The sequence below is a fragment of the Enterobacter sp. FW301-JW81 genome, from assembly GCF_058788735.1.
The window spans coordinates 497,923-516,238 of sequence record NZ_JBYTBA010000003.1 but is presented as its reverse complement, the minus strand read 5'-3'; the positions used below and the strand labels follow the sequence as shown (position 1 = coordinate 516,238).

16 protein-coding genes and 1 rRNA gene are annotated in these 18,316 nt (G+C 52.9%); 2 read left to right on the top strand and 15 right to left on the bottom strand.

Annotation, left to right across the window (positions count from 1 at the left end):
* A 5S ribosomal RNA gene (gene rrf, locus AC3WOK_RS13470) occupies positions 1-79 on the top strand; the annotation flags it as partial.
* 143 nt (positions 80-222) lie between these two features.
* Here the strand turns inward: rrf and AC3WOK_RS13465 are convergent.
* The 7 genes from AC3WOK_RS13465 to AC3WOK_RS13435 form a co-directional block, all read right to left on the bottom strand.
* A complete protein-coding gene (locus AC3WOK_RS13465; protein WP_014171880.1) occupies positions 223-981 on the bottom strand; it encodes an amino acid ABC transporter ATP-binding protein in 759 nt (252 codons plus the stop codon).
* A gap of 7 nt (positions 982-988) precedes the next feature.
* Complete coding sequence (locus AC3WOK_RS13460) at positions 989-2,092, bottom strand: amino acid ABC transporter permease (RefSeq protein ID WP_059312125.1); 1,104 nt, start codon at positions 2,090-2,092, stop codon at positions 989-991.
* Between the two features lie 9 nt (positions 2,093-2,101).
* On the bottom strand, positions 2,102-3,283 hold the full coding sequence (locus AC3WOK_RS13455) for an amino acid ABC transporter permease (RefSeq protein ID WP_492354653.1): 1,182 nt from the start codon (positions 3,281-3,283) through the stop codon (positions 2,102-2,104).
* Positions 3,284-3,350: 67 nt separating this feature from the next.
* Positions 3,351-4,376, bottom strand: coding sequence for an amino acid ABC transporter substrate-binding protein (locus AC3WOK_RS13450; protein ID WP_063431964.1), 1,026 nt, complete (start codon positions 4,374-4,376; stop codon positions 3,351-3,353).
* 474 nt (positions 4,377-4,850) lie between these two features.
* Positions 4,851-5,072, bottom strand: a complete 222-nt coding sequence (locus AC3WOK_RS13445) for a lipoprotein (protein WP_008502867.1) — start codon at positions 5,070-5,072, stop codon at positions 4,851-4,853.
* Positions 5,073-5,375: 303 nt separating this feature from the next.
* A complete protein-coding gene (locus AC3WOK_RS13440) occupies positions 5,376-8,489 on the bottom strand; it encodes an efflux RND transporter permease subunit (RefSeq protein WP_492354652.1) in 3,114 nt (1,037 codons plus the stop codon).
* 11 nt (positions 8,490-8,500) lie between these two features.
* A complete protein-coding gene (locus AC3WOK_RS13435; RefSeq protein WP_492354651.1) occupies positions 8,501-9,640 on the bottom strand; it encodes an efflux RND transporter periplasmic adaptor subunit in 1,140 nt (379 codons plus the stop codon).
* A 388-nt stretch (positions 9,641-10,028) separates the two neighbouring features.
* Here AC3WOK_RS13435 and envR point away from each other — a divergent pair, with 388 nt between their 5' ends.
* Complete coding sequence (gene envR / locus AC3WOK_RS13430) at positions 10,029-10,748, top strand: acrEF/envCD operon transcriptional regulator (protein ID WP_492354650.1); 720 nt, start codon at positions 10,029-10,031, stop codon at positions 10,746-10,748.
* On the opposite strand, the gene AC3WOK_RS13425 is transcribed toward envR, so the two are convergent.
* The 8 genes from AC3WOK_RS13425 to AC3WOK_RS13390 form a co-directional block, all read right to left on the bottom strand.
* The gene (locus AC3WOK_RS13425; protein ID WP_492354649.1) at positions 10,664-12,745 is read right to left on the bottom strand and encodes a putative bifunctional diguanylate cyclase/phosphodiesterase; all 2,082 of its coding nucleotides are present in this window, start codon (positions 12,743-12,745) and stop codon (positions 10,664-10,666) included. The two genes, envR and AC3WOK_RS13425, sit on opposite strands and share 85 nt — an antisense overlap.
* Positions 12,746-12,884: 139 nt before the next feature.
* Positions 12,885-13,049 (bottom strand): DUF2556 family protein, encoded by a 165-nt coding sequence (locus AC3WOK_RS13420; RefSeq protein WP_492354648.1) that lies wholly within the window; start codon positions 13,047-13,049, stop codon positions 12,885-12,887.
* A gap of 178 nt (positions 13,050-13,227) precedes the next feature.
* Entirely contained in the window at positions 13,228-13,524 is a 297-nt protein-coding gene (gene fis / locus AC3WOK_RS13415; protein ID WP_000462905.1) for a DNA-binding transcriptional regulator Fis, read from the bottom strand.
* A gap of 23 nt (positions 13,525-13,547) precedes the next feature.
* Positions 13,548-14,513 carry a tRNA dihydrouridine synthase DusB gene (dusB, locus tag AC3WOK_RS13410; protein ID WP_047347654.1) on the bottom strand — a complete coding sequence of 322 codons (966 nt, stop codon included), beginning with the start codon at positions 14,511-14,513 and terminating at the stop codon, positions 13,548-13,550.
* Between the two features lie 330 nt (positions 14,514-14,843).
* The gene (locus AC3WOK_RS13405; RefSeq protein ID WP_059312132.1) at positions 14,844-15,584 is read right to left on the bottom strand and encodes a carbonic anhydrase; all 741 of its coding nucleotides are present in this window, start codon (positions 15,582-15,584) and stop codon (positions 14,844-14,846) included.
* A 127-nt stretch (positions 15,585-15,711) separates the two neighbouring features.
* Positions 15,712-16,593, bottom strand: a complete 882-nt coding sequence (gene prmA / locus AC3WOK_RS13400; RefSeq protein WP_047347656.1) for a 50S ribosomal protein L11 methyltransferase — start codon at positions 16,591-16,593, stop codon at positions 15,712-15,714.
* A gap of 11 nt (positions 16,594-16,604) precedes the next feature.
* On the bottom strand, positions 16,605-18,056 hold the full coding sequence (gene panF / locus AC3WOK_RS13395; RefSeq protein WP_059312133.1) for a sodium/pantothenate symporter: 1,452 nt from the start codon (positions 18,054-18,056) through the stop codon (positions 16,605-16,607).
* Entirely contained in the window at positions 18,046-18,288 is a 243-nt protein-coding gene (locus AC3WOK_RS13390; protein WP_032659654.1) for a YhdT family protein, read from the bottom strand. The genes panF and AC3WOK_RS13390 overlap by 11 nt, the downstream gene beginning before the upstream one ends.
* Positions 18,289-18,316 lie beyond the last annotated feature (28 nt).

Sequence of the window (18,316 nt, the reverse complement as noted above, 5' to 3'; positions counted from 1 at the left end):
TGCCGAACTCAGAAGTGAAACGCCGTAGCGCCGATGGTAGTGTGGGGTCTCCCCATGTGAGAGTAGGGAACTGCCAGACATCAAATAAGAAGAACCCCGTACCGTAAGGTGCGGGGTTTTTTGCTTTGTGCGGTCTGAAAAAGTCGGGTGGCGGCTTCGCCTTACCCGACCTACATAGCCCAGAGGCCCGGCAGTCAACGCGCTACCGGGCAAAACAGCAGATTAATGAATCACCTGCGACAGGAAGGCTCGCGTACGTTCTGACTTCGGATGCGCAAAAAACTCATCCGGTGGCGCCTGCTCAACAATCTCTCCGCGGTCCATGAAGATCACCCGGTCTGCCACGGTTCTCGCGAATCCCATTTCATGCGTCACACACAGCATGGTCATGCCGGACTGTGCGAGCCCAATCATGGTGTCCAGAACCTCCTTCACCATTTCTGGATCGAGGGCAGATGTCGGTTCATCAAACAGCATAATTTTAGGTTTCATACACAGCGAGCGGGCGATAGCCACACGCTGCTGTTGGCCACCCGATATCTGGCCGGGAAATTTATTGGCATGCTCTGCAATGCGGACGCGTTCCAGGTAATGCATTGCCAGCGCTTCCGCTTCCTTTTTCGGCATCTTTCGTACCCAAATTGGCGCAAGCGTACAATTCTGCAGAACGGTCAGGTGCGGAAACAGATTAAAGTGCTGAAATACCATTCCCACTTCCTGACGCACGCGTTCGATGTTGCGGATATCTTCATTCAGCTCAATACCATCAACCACAATGCGTCCTTGCTGATGTTCTTCAAGATGGTTAATGCAGCGAATGGTTGTGGATTTCCCGGATCCTGAAGGACCACAAAGGACGATACGTTCTCCCTGCTTTACCTTGAGATTGATGTCTTTCAGAACATGAAACTGTCCGTACCATTTATTCACGTTTTCCAGCGTAATCATCGCGTCGGCAGGTGTCATAGTAATTTGGCTCATAATTTCCTCAGTGCGGTGTACGCCCGGTGTTAAAGCGCTTTTCCAGGTGCTGGCTGTAGCGCGACATGCTAAAACAAAAGATCCAGTAGATCAGAGCTGCAAAGACATATCCCTCAGTGGACATACCCAGCCAGACAGGGTCAACGGTTGCCTGTTGCACGCTGCTAAAGAGATCGAATAATCCGATGATGATCACCAGGCTGGTATCTTTGAAGAGGGCAATGATCGTGTTGACCAGGCCCGGAATGACCAGCTTGAGTGCCTGGGGAAGAATGACCAGCCCCTGCGTTTTCCAGTAGCCGAGCGCCAGTGATTCCGCCGCTTCGTACTGGCCTTTAGGTAACGCCTGCAAACCACCTCGCACAACTTCAGCGACATAGGCGGACTGGAAGAGAATCACACCGACCAGGGCACGAATCAGCTTGTCTATCGTTGTACCTTCTGCCATAAACAGCGGCAGCATGACCGAAGACATAAACAGAACGGTGATAAGCGGTACGCCGCGCCAGAACTCAATGAAGATAACGGAGAGCACGCGTACGATCGGCATTTTTGAGCGCCGACCCAGGGCAAGTAAAATCCCCCACGGTAGAGCGCCGGCTATCCCCACTGAAGCGATAATCAACGTCAGCGTGAGACCGCCCCACTGGCGAGTTTCTACCCGTTCCAGCCCCAGAAAACCGCCATACAGCAGCACCCAGACAATAACGGGATAAACCACTGCCCAGCCGGCAATGTAGCGTCCACGATGAGGCAGCTTTTTCCAGAACATGACCGCGACAGAGAGCAGGCCGATAACCAGCGCCAGATTAATCCGCCAGCGCTGTTCGTGCGGATATAACCCATACATGAACTGACCGAAGCGCTCGTGAATAAACACCCAGCAAGCGCCCGCTTTTGTACAGTCTGCTCGGGTTGAACCGACCCAGTTGGCCTGCAGAAACGCCCAGTTCAAAAGGGGCGGGATCAATTCCCACATCAGCCACAGACAGACAATCGTCAGCAGGCTGTTGCTCCAGCTGGAGAAGAGATTCTTACGCGCCCAGAGAATAAAACGTCCACCTGTCGAGTTGGCAGGGCGCGAGGAGTGCGACAGTATCGCTTTTGTCATCATAGATCCTTAGCGCTCGACCAGTGCTATACGACGGTTATAAAGGTTCATCAGCAATGAAATCACCAGGCTGATGATCAGATAGACAGACATTGTGATGGCGATAGTTTCAATGGCTTGCCCGGTCTGGTTAAGTACGGTTCCGGCGAAGAGTGACACCATATCGGGGTAGCCAATGGCAGCGGCCAGCGACGAGTTTTTGACGATGTTGAGATACTGGCTGGTCAGGGGCGGAATGATGACCCGTAAAGCCTGCGGAATGATGACCTGGCGAAGCGTCACGGTATGGGGCAATCCCAGAGAGCGCGCCGCCTCGTGCTGTCCGTACGGTACGGCCTGGATCCCCGCACGGATAATCTCGGCGATAAACGCGGACGTATAAATCGACAGCGCCAGCGTCAGGGCTGCCAGCTCGGGAATTAATACCATTCCGCCCTGAAAGTTAAAGCCACGCAGATGCGGAATGTCCCAGTGCAGCGCGGCTCCAAACAGCCAGTGTGCCACTAGCGGCAGGATAACGATCAGGACGACAGCCGTCGGCCAGGTCCTGCGAAGCTGGCCGGTTTTGACCTGATGCTTGCGGTTAAAGCGAAATACCCCCGCAGAGAGAGCAAGCGCTATCACAATCGCGGCGATGAACGCGTACAGTCCTTCTCCAGACTGAGGAGACGGAATGGACAGCCCACGATTACTCAGGAAAAACAGCTCAAACGCGTCGACGGCCTGGCGAGGGCCGGGAAGGTTACGCAATACGGCGAAATACCAGAAGAAGATCTGCAGCAGCGGTGGGATATTGCGGAACGTCTCGATATAAATGGTAGACAGTTTCCGCAGGAGCCAGTTTTCAGAAAGGCGCGCCAGACCAATGAAGAAGCCCAGTATCGACGCGAAGACAATACAAAGCGCCGACACCAACAGCGTATTCAATAGACCGACCACGAACACGCGGCCGTAGGTGTCTCCTTCCTGGTAATCAATAAGGTGCTGAACAATGCCAAACCCCGCGCTGCGATCCAAAAACGCAAAACCGGAGGTAATGCCGCGGTTATTCAGGTTGGTGATTGTGTTATGGATGAGATACACGGCGATGAGAACAACCGCAACGATAGCAATAATCTGGAATAGCCAGGCGCGGACCGCGGGATGAGAAAAGGATAGCGATCCTTTTACGGCTGAGCGGCGATGGGACATAAAGAAACCTCAGTAACCATGACTCTGGAGTGGGCACTGCCTGAGCAGTGCCCGTTACAGCTATGACTTAACGTACTGGTGGCGCGTACTGAATACCGCCGTTGTTCCAGAGATTGTTCTGGCCGCGTTTGATCTTCAGCGGGCTTTCCGATCCCACGTTGCGCTCAAAGATCTCAGAGTAGTTGCCCACCTGCTTGATGATGTTATAAGCCCACTTATTATCCAGCTTCAGATCCTTGCCGAAATCACCCTCTTTACCCAGCAGGTGTGCCATATCCGGGTTGGATGGATTCGCGGCTTTCTCATCAACGTTTTTCGAGTTAATGCCCATCTCTTCTGCGTTCAGCATGGCGAACAGCGTCCAGCGAACAATGGAGAACCAGTCTTCATCGCCGCGGCGCACCACGGGGCCGAGAGGTTCTTTGGAGATTACTTCAGGCAGGACAATCCACTCTGCCGGGTTGCTCAGCTTAATACGTAAGGCATACAGCTGTGACTGGTCAGAGGCCAGCGTGTCACAACGACCGGATTCCAGCGCTTTAGCGGATTCATCCGAGCGGTCGAATGTGACCGGGGTGTATTTCATGTTATTTGCTTTGAAATAATCCGCGACGTTCAGCTCGGTATCGGTGCCCGCCTGGATACAGACGGTCGCGCCATCCAGTTCTTTGGCGCTTTTCAGGCCAGCTTTATTGTGAGTCAGGAAACCGATGCCGTCATAATAGGTCACACCCGTAAATGACATCCCCATACCCGCATCACGGGAGGAGGTCCAGGTGGTATTACGGGAGAGCATGTCAACCTCGCCGGATTGCAGCGCCGTAAAACGTTCTTTCGCCGTCAGCGGGGTATATTTTACTTTGCTGTCATCACCAAAAACGGCGGCGGCGACGCCACGGCAGACATCCACATCAATACCGGTAAATTTGCCGTTCGCATCGGCATAAGAGAAGCCAGGCAAACCGTCACTGATACCACATTGAACAAAACCTTTCTTTTTAACGGCATCCAGTGTCGTTCCCGCATGGGCTTGTCCGGCTACGGCAAACAACATGCCTGCAGCGGCCAGGCTGGCTATCATCGTCTTTTTCATAATGCATCCTGTGTGGCGAAATTTATCGTTATAGAGGCGCTTTTAAACGCTTTACCTGTCTGTGGCGTTGGCCAACGTTTATAAAGCAAACGTAATGCCAGTTTTGCGTTCGATAAAATAAGTGATGAGTGAACGCTTAATGCTGAGTGTAGACAGGCTTAAATAAAACGAGCGCCCCGAAACGGTGCGAAATTACAACCTATGCCACAAATCGGAGCAAAAGTTTTAAGGAGAGTTAGAGGAAAGGGAGAGATAGTTTCCAGAGTGAATATTGGCAGGGTATTCAATAGTATTAATGTGTGAAAATCATCACGATAGAATATGAAATTTAAAGAAGTATACGAAAAAGATGTGACTGGCTTCTGGCTAAAATTAATTGTGTGAATAAATAGGGGGCTATTTTTTTACTTATTTAAAAACCCTGCACTCTTTAAAAGCAAAAGCGCGGCCAGAGCCGCGCTTTCTTAACAGATGTTACTTGGTCAGGGCAACGATACCCAGCGTCAAACCCGCCACTGCGGCAGCGCCGCCGGCAATAGCACCCGCTGTTTCCCAGTTATCCTGGGTGGTGCCTTTCATACAGGTATTGGTATGAACCAGTCGGCCCTGGTCATCGTAAACCGGTACACATGGAGAGTCGTGCGCGCAACCAGCAAGCAGCGCAGCGAGAAGTGCAACGGAAATGAATCTTTTCATGATGTTACCTCAGTATTATTTCTCATTCGCTATAAAGCCAGGAGGGCTATTAACGAACTGGAGGTTATTTTACCACCGGGGTAACTCCTCGTTACACGAGGAATAATCTCAAATTATGTAGTTTGTAAAAATCGTGGAGAAAAAGCGGTTTCAGGATGAATTAATGGAGAAATTATGAAGCTGCAAGAGGCTGTTTTTACTTAATGCAAACCATCGTATTTTTAACACTGCTTTTGTGTAATACCTAATTCATTGTTTATGTTAAAAATAAAAAAGGCACCAGAGGTGCCTTTCAGGGAAAGATTAATCCTTATGGTTTGTAAACCGTCGCCGGACAACCACAAAGAAGACGGGCACGAAGAAAATCGCCAGAAGCGTTGCGGAAAGCATCCCTCCCATAACGCCCGTACCGACGGCGTTTTGCGCGCCGCTCCCGGCCCCGGTGCTGATCACCAGCGGCATGACGCCAAGAATAAAGGCCAGAGACGTCATCAGGATAGGTCGAAGGCGCATCCTTGAGGCTTCCAGCGTGGCCTCAATGATACCTTTACCCTCTTTATCCATCAGGTCCTTAGCAAATTCTACGATCAGGATGGCGTTTTTCGCCGATAAACCAATCGTCGTCAGCAGGCCGACCTGGAAATAAACGTCATTGTTTAACCCGCGCAATGATGCTGCGAGAAGCGCCCCGATGACGCCCAGCGGTACAACCAGCATGACAGAGAACGGAATAGACCAGCTTTCATACAGAGCTGCCAGACACAGGAACACCACGATCAGAGAAATGGCGTACAGTGCAGGTGCCTGGTTACCCGAAAGCCGCTCCTGATAAGACATTCCTGTCCAGTCGTAGCCGATGCCGGAAGGCAGTTTTGCCGCGAGGTTTTCCATCATGACCATCGCCTCACCGGTACTTTTTCCAGGGGCTGATTCACCGAGGATCTCCATCGATGGCATTCCGTTGTAGCGCTCCAGGCGAGGTGAACCATAAACCCAGTGAGCGTTGCTAAAGGCTGAGAACGGGACCATTTCCCCATTCGCGCTGCGCACGTAAAGGTTATTGATATCCCCCGGCAACATACGGAATTTTGCGTCGGCCTGAACGTAGACCTTTTTCACGCGCCCGTGATCGATAAAGTCGTTCACATAGGTGCCACCTAAAGCCGTCGAAATCGTCTGGTTGACGTCAGAAAGACTGACGCCCAGCGCCTGCGCTTTCTCCTGATCGACATCGAGCTTGAATTGAGGGGTATCTTCAAGCCCGTTAGGACGCACGCGAACCAGAAGGTCAGGATGCTCCTTCACCATGCCGAGCAGTTGGTTTCGCGCCTGAGTCAGCTGCGTATGCCCAAGGTTTGCCTGGTCAATCAACTCAAAGTCGAAGCCCGTAGCGGTACCCAGCTCAATAATTGCAGGCAGGTTAAACGGGAACACGAGTCCATCTTTAATCTGGCTGAAGGCTTTGGTCGCGCGACCGACAATGGCCTCGACGCCATTTTTCTCTCCTGGGCGTTCCTCCCAGGGCTTCAGGCTGACGAAGGCAATACCGGAGTTCTGACCCTGACCGCTAAAGCTAAAGCCGTTAACGGTAAAGACAGATTCCACGTTCGCCTTTTCGTTGTTCAGATAGTAGTCCTGAACCTGGTCGAGTACCTGCTGAGTCCGCGTCTGGGTTGCTCCTGCCGGGAGTTGAACCATCGTCATAAACACGCCCTGATCTTCTTCGGGCAGGAAGGAGGTGGGCAAGCGAAGGAAGAGCACCGCCATCCCGGCGACGATAATGACGTACACCACCAGATAGCGGCCGGTCTTGCGCAGAATACCGCTCACGCTGTTGCTATAGTGCTCCACGCTCTTATCAAAGCGCGCATTAAACCAGCCAAAGAAGCCACCCTTCTTCTCCTGACGATCGTGGGATACGGGCTTAAGCAACGTTGCACAGAGTGCTGGCGTCAGGATCAGCGCCACCAGCACCGACAGCGCCATGGCAGAAACTATAGTCAGTGAGAACTGGCGATAGATAGCCCCGGTCGAACCGCCAAAAAAGGCCATCGGAATAAAGACCGCCGAGAGCACCATGGCGATCCCCACCAGTGCGCCCTGGATCTGCTCCATCGACTTCTGCGTGGCCTCTTTCGGCGGCAAGTTGTCCTCGACCATGACGCGTTCAACGTTTTCAACGACCACGATAGCGTCATCGACGAGCAGGCCTATCGCCAGCACCATACCGAACATCGTCAGGGTATTGATTGAGAAGCCGAACGCCGCCAGAACCGCGAAGGTGCCCAGCAGAACGACCGGCACCGCGATAGTCGGGATGAGCGTCGCCCGCAGGTTTTGCAGGAACAGGTACATCACCAGGAAGACGAGAACGATCGCTTCAAACAGGGTCTTCACCACTTCGTGGATGGAGATTTTCACAAAAGGTGTAGTGTCATAGGGATAGACTACTTTTAGCCCCTGCGGGAAGAACTGCTGCAGTTGCGCCAGTTTGCTCTTGATGGCTGCCGCCGTGTCCAGCGCATTTGCCCCAGTTGCCAGCTTAATCCCCAGGCCGGTTGCCGCCTGCCCGTTAATTTTGGTCACCATATTGTAGTTTTCGCCACCGAGCTCAATGCGAGCCACATCCTTCAGATGAACCATCGAGCCGTCCTGGTTCACCTTGAGGGTTACGCGGCCAAACTCTTCCGGTGATTTCAGGCGAGTTTGCGCGATGATCGAGGCATTCAGCTGCTGCCCGGGAATGGACGGCGTTCCGCCCAGCTGGCCTGCCGCTATCTGGTCGTTCTGCGTTTTAAGCTGGTTGATAATATCCAGCGGCGTCAGCTGGTATTTGTTCATCGCGTTGCTGTCGAGCCAGATGCGCATCGCATACTGAGCGCCAAACAGCTGAACGTCACCGACGCCAGACGTTCGGCTGATAGCATCTTTGACGTTCGACGCGACATAGTCTGAGATGTCATTCTGCGAGAGGTTCTTGTTGTCTGAAACAAAGCCTGCGACCAGCAGGAAGCTGCTACTGGATTTCTCAACGCCAATTCCTTGCTGCTGAACTTCTTGCGGCAGCAGCGGCATAGCGAGCTGCAGCTTGTTCTGAACCTGCACCTGGGCGATATCTGGATCGGTTCCTGAATCGAAGGTCAGGGTGATGGTGACGTTACCCGCTGAATCGCTGGTGGAGGACATATACATCAGGTTATCGATACCGTTCATGTTCTGTTCGATAACCTGGGTCACGGTATCCTGCACCGTTTGAGCATCCGCACCCGGGTAGGTTGCGGATATCGCCACGGCGGGAGGCGCAATGGTCGGATACTGTGCGACGGGTAGTTTGAGAATGGCCAGCCCGCCTGCAATCATTAAAATGATGGCAAGTACCCAGGCAAAAACCGGTCTCTGAATAAAGAAATTAGCCATGTCGTCGTCCCTTAACTGGCTGGCGCTGAGGAGGTATCAGGCGTGGCGACGACGGTTGCCCCCGGTCTGACTTTCTGTAACCCGCTGACGATGACGCGATCGCCGTTTTTCAGCCCTTCCGTCACCAGCCAGCGATTGCCAATCGCCTGAGGGGCTACGACGGTACGTGATTCAACCTGGTTTTTATCATTCACCACCAGAACGGTTGCATCGCCTCGCGGCGTACGTGTTACCCCTTGTTGTGGAACCAAAATCGCATCCGGCTGCGTGCCTTCATCAATGCGGGCGCGAACAAACATGCCGGGTAACAGCAGATGCTGAGGATTCGGGAAAATGGCGCGCAGGGTAATCGAGCCGGTACTTTCATCGACTGTGACGTCAGAGAACTGCAATGTGCCCTTTAGCGGATAGGGCTGACCGTTCTCCATCAGCAGCTCAACGGTGCTGGCGGTATCACCTTTTTGCAGACTCGTCTGTTTCAGGCGCAAAAAATCATTACTGGACTGGGTGACGTCGACATACATCGGGTCAAGCTGCTGGACCGTTGCCAGCGCTGCGGCTTGTCCGTTGGTGACGAGTGCGCCTTCGGTCACGCTGGATTTACCGATGCGGCCATCGACAGGAGACGTCACTTTGGTATAGGCAAGGTTGATACGCGCGCTTTCAACGCCGGCTTTTGCGGCAACGACGCTGGCATCTGCCTGCTGCGCCGTGGCAACAGCCTGGTCATACTCCTGCTTGCTGACATACTGTGTTCCCACCAGCGGGAGATAACGTTTCACCGTCAGGTGCGCAATGCTGGCCGCCGCCTGGGCCTTCGCCAGCTCGCCTTTCGCGCTGTCATAGGCCGCCTGATAGGTCGCAGGATCAATCTGATAAAGTGATTCGCCCGCTTTTACATCGCTGCCTTCCGTGAAGTTGCGGCGCAGGATAATGCCGCTAACCTGAGGTCGAACCTCCGCAACCCGAAATGCATCTGTTCTGCCCGGGAGTTCAGTGGTGACAGCCAGAGGTGCGCTTTTCACGATGTGCACGCTGACCTGAGGCGCCTGCGGGGACTGTTGTTGTTTTTCCTGACCATCGCATCCAGTGAGCAGTACCGCGCAGACAATGAAACCGGATAAGGGTAAGCGTCTGAAATAATTCGTCATTGCTGTTCCTTTAAATACCCACTAACCGATATATGCCGTGAACCGGTAGCTAGGGCAGAGGGATAAAAAATAAAATGTAGCTGCGTATAATAATGAGGGTGTTTAATGTTTTTTAATTTATAAGTGCGAATGACCAGGCCTGAAGACAAAATCAGAATCGGTCCCGGCACTTTCAGCGGTATACTTCTGGCGAATTAAACAGATAATCAGGGCTTAATGTCCTCTAGTTATTCATGCCGTGAATTTATTTGTCTTGATGTATTTGTATTAATTATAAATTATGCGCGTTGACTTTTTTTGTGCAAAATTAAAACGGATTTTGGTGAATACTTTTATTTCCATGAACGCAGTAATACCTTTAAACCTTGTGCATAACGAGTAGTTGTCTATGGCGCGTAAAAAGAAAGAAGAGGCTCAACAAACCCGGCAGCAGCTGATTGAGGCGGCTATCGGACAGTTTGCGACGCGTGGCGTAGCCAGCACGACGCTGACGGATATCGCGGATGCCGCCAGGGTGACGCGCGGTGCGATCTACTGGCACTTCACCAGTAAATCTGAAATATTTAATGCCATCTGGGAACAGCAATTACCGCTTCGCGACATTATTCGCGACAGGCTTTCTCTTTCCGAAAGTGATGACCCGTTGTTAATGCTTCGTGAGCAATTTATAACTGCGCTGCAGTATATTGCGCATGAGCCCCGGCAATGCGCGCTTTTGCAAATTCTGTATCATAAGTGTGAATTTAGCAGCGATATGATTTCAGAGAGTGAAATCAGAAAGCGTATTGGATTCAATTATGAGACGCTACGCGTCGCGCTGGAGGGCTGTATTTCGCGGAAAATTATTTCGTCAAAGGTGAATGTTGATCTCACCTTGATCGTATTCCACGGTTTTTTTAGCGGAATAATTAAAAACTGGTTAATGAATAACGACAGTTTTAATCTTTATCAGCAAGCGCCAGCTCTGGTCGACAGCATTCTGGCGACACTCCCTGTTATTCGCGTATCGCCTCATGATGATGTTTACAGCTCCGCGCCGGGTAACATTTCCCCTCGGGCACAAAGTGCCTCTATGGTCTGCGCGCTGACCGGTTTACCTAACAGATAGCCCTGAAGGGTGTTACAGCCCAGTTCGGTCAAAAAGGTTTGCTGAGCCACAGTTTCCACACCCTCTGCCACGACTTTCAGGTTGAGCGTTTTAGCAAGGGCCACAATCGCTGAGACAATAGTGGCATCCTCGCTTTCCCCGCTTAACTCTTTCACAAACGCTCTGTCGATTTTCAATTCACAGGCCGGTAAGCGCTTGAGATACAGCAGGCTCGAATATCCGGTGCCAAAATCATCGATGGAGGCCTTCACGCCAGCATCCGTCAGCTCTGTCAGCACCCGTACACTTTCATCCGGGTTGCTCATTGCCGTGGTTTCCGTCACTTCCAGAATCAACATTTCCGGTGGCACATGGTGAAGTGCCAGGCAGTCGAGAACCGTTTTAACCAGCGAAGGTTGTTCGAACTGCAATGTTGACAGGTTTACCGCCATTGACCAGTTTTGATGCCCCTGAAGATGCCATTCCCGCAGCTGGCGGCAGGCTTCATTCATCACCCAGTTGCCAATGGGGATGATAAGCCCCGTTTTTTCCGCCAGCGGCAGGAAAAGATCCGGGGTCAGTAATCCCTGTTTGGGATGTTGCCAGCGCAATAGCGCCTCAAATCCAAGGATAGGCCCCGCGGGGGCGTGAAATTTTGGCTGATACAGGAGGCGCAGCTCATTGCGATCGATCGCCATCCACAGATCGTTCATGAGCTGGAGATGGGTCTGCGCCAGGGTGTTCATGGAAGGCTGGAAAAAGTGGTAACCGTTCCGACCCATATGCTTCGTGTGGTACATCGCCGCATCGGCGTTAAACATCAGCTCGCGCTCGGTTTTGCCGTCGTGAGGATAAAGTGCGATACCGATACTGAGGGTCACCACCAGTTCATAGGGATCGATATTGAACGGGCTATCGATCGCGCGCACCAGGGCATTGGCCAGCGAGGCCGCATCGTCAGGACCTTCTCCCTCTGCCAGCAGGACAAACTCATCACCGCCGATGCGCGCGAGGGTAAACTGGCCTTTCAGCAGAAGCAGCAGACGCTGCGTAACGGCGACCAGCAGTTTGTCACCGACATCATGGCCGTAGGCGTCATTGATGGCTTTAAAACCGTCGAGATCCATAAACATCAGGGCAAAATGGGTACCTTCACGGTCGGCTTTGCTGATGGCCTGATCGAGTCTGTCTTCCAGCAGGATACGGTTCGGCAGACGCGTCAGCGTATCCTGCAGCGCCAGCTGAGCGAGCTCGCGGTTCGCTTCTGCAAGCGACGAGGCCAGAAGGGCGGTACGTGCCTGAAGGCGGGCGTCCAGCATCGACACCAGCAGGGTGATCCCAAGAATAGAGAGCGCGACGACGCTGACCAGCACCGCCAGCCAGCTTCCGTTAATACCGTCATGATGAGCCATTGTGGACATCGGAAACTGCGCGGCTTTCATCCCGGCGTAGTGCATACCGGCAATGGCAATTCCCATCGTGATGGCGGCACCCATGCGCATCAGCACGACCTGCGCGGCTTCGTGACGCAGTCGGAAGGTTAGCCATAGGGCCGCGAGTGAAGCGGCAAGCGCAATCGCGACCGAAATAGCTACCCAGACCTTGTCCCAGATAATCCCGGGCATCACTTCCAGCGCCGCCATGCCGGTGTAATGCATGGCAACAATACCGCTTCCCATCACCAGCGCACCGGGCAGCAGCCGACCCAAGCGCAATTGTTCACAGCTCACGAGCCATAGCGCAAACAGCGACGACCCTACGGCGATGACCATGGATAACACCGTCAGGGTGGTGTTGTAGCTCATGCTCATGGAGAGGTCCATCGCCAGCATGCCGATAAAATGCATGGCCCATATGCCAATGCCCATTGCAATTCCGCCGCCAGCCAGCCAGACGCGGGCTGCAACGCCCTGACTCCCGGCGACGCGTGCAGCCATATTCAGCGCGGTATACGCCGCAATGATGGCAACAACGAAGGAGAGGACTACAAGGATATGGTTGTATTGGCTAACCAGCATGGTCGGTTCTACTCGAGTGTGAGGTTACGCTAGAGCGGTTGAGAAGGGCGAGACATTATCACCGTAAGTTAACGGCTCAAAGGGATTTAAATCCCCGTTTTTAGTGGGTAATAAGGGGGAGGTTTGCGCGATCGGGCGGTTAGTCGAGCTCTGAGCAGTTCACTAATTTCAGCGGATTCACGGAGTTCATATTGCGACACTTATCGGACTCGGTGCTCATCAGTTCAATCCACTGCATCAGGAGCGTATCGAAGATGAGAACGGAGATTGCAAAGACAACCAGCCACCAGTATTTACGAATCATTGTGTCATTCCGCGAGAAGAGCGCCAGTAGAGTGGGGGAAAATATACACGAAAAGACGCGCTTTAAAAGCGGGATAAGCGAAGGTTTACAAAGCGTTGACGGAGAGGGGAAGGAAATAAAAAAGGCGCATCCCCATGCCAGGTAGCGCCTTTTTAAACAAGCATTTCGCTAACCGAAATTAGTTCATGCCGTATTTTTTCAGTTTCTTACGCAGAGTACCACGGTTGATACCCATCATCAGCGCAGCGCGGGTCTGGTTACCGCGGGTGTATTGCATCACCATGTCCAACAGTGGCTGTTCAACTTCAGCCAGTACCAGCTCATACAGATCATTAACATCCTGACCATTCAGTTGAGCAAAATAGTTCTTCAGTGCCTGTTTAACCGAGTCACGCAGGGGCTTTTGAGTTACCTGATCCTGAGAGTTTACGGTAGATACGGTCAGTACGTCAGAATTTACGCGTTGTTCGAACATAGTTCTGTCAGCTCTTTATTTCATTACGCAAGATTTTCGAAGTATGCCTCCAACGCCTCCAGCTGTACGCTGGCATCCTCTATGGCGTTGAATGTGCGCCGAAACTGGTCATCTGGAGCATGCTCCTGGAGATACCAGGAGACGTGTTTACGCGCAATTCGGTACCCTTTTGCCTGACCATAAAAGTCATGCAATTCCCGAACATGCGAGCAAAGCAAACGCTTTACCTCTGCCAGCGGCAGCGGGGCAAGCAGCTCCCCAGTGTCCAGATAATGCTGGATTTCCCGAAAGATCCAGGGTCTTCCCTGAGCGGCACGTCCTATCATCAGAGCATCAGCTCCCGTATAGTCGAGTACAGCTCTGGCTTTAAGCGGGTCAGTTATGTCGCCATTCGCGATAATCGGAATGGAAACTTTCTGCTTAACTGCCCGAATGCTGTCGTATTCAGCTTCACCGTTGAACAAACAGGCGCGAGTGCGTCCATGAATGGTCAGGGCCTGAATGCCACAATCTTCGGCCAGTTGGGCAATTTCTACACAGTTACGGTGTTCCGGCGACCAACCCGTGCGAATCTTCAACGTAACAGGAACGTCCACTGCGCTGACAACCGCCGTCAGGATAGATTTCACCTGGTCGGGGTATTGCAGAAGGGCTGAACCTGCAAGCTTGCGATTCACCTTTTTGGCCGGGCACCCCATATTAATATCAATAATTTGGGCACCACTTTCCACGTTAATCCGCGCGGCATCTGCCATTTCTTCAGGCACGCTTCCGGCAATTTGCACGGTGCGAATACCTGGTTCATCAACGTGCACCATCCGAAGGCGGGATTTATCGCTTTCCCAAACCTGCGGGTTAGACGACATCATCTCGGATACGGTTAAACCGGCTCCCATCTCATAACACAGCGTCCTGAACGGCCGGTCTGTAATACCTGCCATTGGGGCTGCGATCAGGCGATTTCTAAGCTGGTGGTGTCCGATGCGCATGAGTTAAGAAATGACCATACTGTGACTGCAAGGCGGCGTATATTACGCATTTTTTGCACGAGATGAAAGGCCAAACTTTGAACAATCCACTGTTGTAGATCAAGGAATCGCCGCTCAATCTGTCCGTTCAAAATTATTCATTATTTAAATCATTATGTTATGCAGGAATGGTTATTTTATGGACGCTTACAATTTCCCGTAACTTCTCATCATTTCTGAATAAATGCGTCACTGACGCGGGATAATCTGCTGTTTTTAGCAGCAGATTATCCCGCTTCTTTGCGATCTGCGTCGCATTTTAGAACATGATCGTCAGGCGAAAAATGCGTCTTATTCGACCACAACACGCCCATGCAGCGACTGTACCGGACGGTTATTATCGTGGTGCAGGGTATGGGTGAATTTTTCGAGCTGTTCTGCAGAAACCGTCATGGGGTGCTTAAGCACAATCCATGTGACGCCTTCTGAGCACGGTGGGGTGGTCAGTGAACCGCTAAAGCGCCAGTACGTTTTATCTTTCGGCAGCAGAGCGTTCAGGTTGAGATTACCTTTGATGGATACGTTCTGCTCGGCCAGCTGAGGCATAACGCTCCACAGTTTTTCAAGCTCCGGGTTTGCGGTCCCTTTATCGAACATGACCGCCACCACCGCCAGTTCTCCGCCGGCATTTTTATGAACCAGGTGCATTTCCATCGCATATCTCTTGCCGTGAACGGTGTTTTCGCTCGGCGCGTGGAAATGGAACTGCTGTAAAGTCCAGGTTTGCTTATCCAGAGTAAGGGTATCGCGGGTATCAGCCGGTTCACTGGCCTGAATGGTATGGCCGTTGTTTGTCAGCGTCACGGGGCCATCAATGTAGTGCGTTTGTAGCGGGGAGAGATGGGCGTCAACGGTCGAATCAATATTAATGGGAGACTGGTTCATTCCGTTTTGACAGGTCTTGTATGCCTCGTCCAGTTCGCCCCAGTGTTCCGGTGAACTATTTCCTTCGTAGCCCCAGTGTGATGCGAATGCTGAAGCCGAGATCATGCTCAGCGTCAGCAGCGCTGCCTTGCCTGTAATGTGTTTCATCATATTCTTCCGGTGAATTTTTGTAATACAAATCAATATGATTTGTAGGGGTATATTACCGAAGAATGACCGGAGGAGAGAAAAGTATCGGAGGAGAAGGGCGTGGTCAGATGACCACGCCAGATTCTTATTTTTTACGGCCGGTGATACGACACCACTCTTCTTTTTCCACCACCGGGTCGAGATCAAAGAGATCGGCATAAGCTTCACACACGCTGTCAGCCTGGCTTGCAAGAATGCCGGAAAGCCCCAGCAGACCGCCCTCAACGGGCAGCACGCTGATTAACGGGGCCAGCTCGCGCAGCGGGCCCGCCAGAATGTTTGCGACCACCACATCGGCCTTCATGGCTTCTGGCTGCGCATCCGGCAGATACAGCTCCAGACGATCGGAGACGCCGTTGCGTTCTGCGTTATCGCGGCTGGCCTGAATTGCCTGCGGATCGATATCGATCCCGATGGCTTTTGCCGCGCCCAGCTTCAGGGCGGCAATCGCGAGGATCCCGGATCCACAGCCGAAGTCGATCACCGTCTTACCGTCAAGATCCAGACCATCCAGCCACTGCAGGCACAGGGACGTGGTTGGATGGGTGCCGGTACCAAACGCCAGGCCCGGGTCGAGCATCACGTTAACCGCGCTTTCATCGGGAACATCGCGCCAGCTTGGGCAGATCCACAGGCGTTTGCCGAACTGCATCGGGTGGAAGTTATCCATCCACTCGCGTTCCCAGTCTTTGTCTTCAAGCTGTTCGATTTTGTGTGCAAAGCCCGCGCCCAGCAGAGGATGATTTTCCAGAATCGCGACCACTTCTTTCATGTCGGTTTCGGCATCAAACAGACCAATAACGTCGGTGTCGCCCCACAGGCGGGTTTCACCCGGCAGTGGCTCAAAGACCGGCGTGTCATGCGTGTCCTGGAAGGTGATAGAGACCGAGCCGGCCTCCATCAGCGCATCGCTCAGTTCCTCGGCGTTAGCGCCGGTTGTGTTCAGTTTTAGTTGGATCCACGGCATGGCAAAACTCTTTATTTATCAGATGAAATCATAGCGGGTTGTGGCGCGGGCTGACCGAAACGGTTCCCCACCACAAACGCCAGTAAACTTAGCAGTAACGAAGGCACAATCGGATGGAAGCCCAGGTACTGAATTTTAAACGTAGCGAGAACGGCATACAGCACACCGCCGACTATCATGCCGCTCAGCGCGCCCGCAGCGTTCGCGCGTTCCCAGTAGAGCCCTAACACCAGCGGCCACAGGAAAACGGCTTCAAGGCCGCCAAACGCCAGCAGATTCAGCCAGATGATCATCTCCGGCGGGCGCCATGCGGCTAACATCATCAGAATGCCGAGCACCAGCGTGGTCCAGGTCGAGATGCGTTTAAGCTTTTGCTCATTATGCATTTTAGCTGGACGCGCGCTAAGCCACAGATCTTTGATGATGGTGGCAGAAGCCTGCAGCAGATGGGCGTTAACGTTGGACATGATGGCCGCCATCGGTGCAGCAAGGAACAATCCTGCGGCCCACGGCGGGAGCACCTGCACCATCAGCGTAGGAATGACCTGATCCGGCACGGTCAGGTGGGGTAAAACCGCCCGTCCCAGCGCACCCGCCAGATGCATGCCCAGCATCAGAAGCGCGACAACGACGGTACCAATCACAATCCCCCGGTGAACGGCTTTGCTGTCTTTATAGGAGATACAGCGCACGGCCGTGTGAGGCAGGCCGATTACGCCAAAGCAGACCAGCACCCAGAAGGAGGTCATAAACGCCGGCGTCAGGATATCATCTGCACCGTGGGGGCTGACCAGTTTAGGATCGATCTGTTCCAGCGTTTGCACCGCATTGTGCAATCCGCCGGCCGCATAGATGACGCCAACCAGCAGCACAAGAGTGCCTATCAGCATCACCATACCCTGCATGGTGTCGTTCAGCACGCTGGCCCGGAAGCCGCCAAACGCGGTGTACAGCGCAATCGTGATCCCGAAGATGAGCAACCCGGTCTCGTACTTGATACCCGCCGCCGTTTCCAGCAATCGCGCGCCGCCAATAAACTGAACGGCAATAGCGCCGACAAAGGCAACAATCAGGCTGATACTGGCGATCCAGACCACCGCTCGGCTCTGATAGCGTGCCTGCAGCATGTCGTTAAGCGTAATGGCGTTATAGCGGCGGGCGAGAATAGCAAATTTTTTGCCCAGAATGCCCAGCGACAGCCAGATAGTGGGCACCTGGATCATGGCCAGCAATACCCAGCCGAGCCCGTATTTGTAAGCCGCTCCAGGTCCGCCGATGAACGAACTGGCGCTCACATAGGTGGCGGTCAGCGTCATCGCCAGCACAAACCCGCCCATGGAACGGCTGCCGAGGAAATATTCGCTCAGAAACGAACCGGTGCTGCGTTTGCGCATGGCATAGAAAGAGAGGCCAAACACCACGATCAAATAGACAATCAGCACGGTGATAATTTCAGTTTGCATCGCTATCCTCCAGCGGGAAATCGCGGAAGATAAAGCGCACCATCAGCCAGCTGAGCAGAATGAAAATCAGCGGTACCAGCAGACAGGCCATTTCAAACCAGTGCGGCAGGCCGGTTATGCCGATAGCGGAATCAGGTAAGTAAGCGGTCACTAACCATGCTGCGAGATAGAGAAGGGTCAGCCACAGCGCCCAGCGCGCTTCTTTATGGGCCTGAACAAAACGTTTGTCCATTGTTTGTCCCTTGTGGATGAAGAAAGCG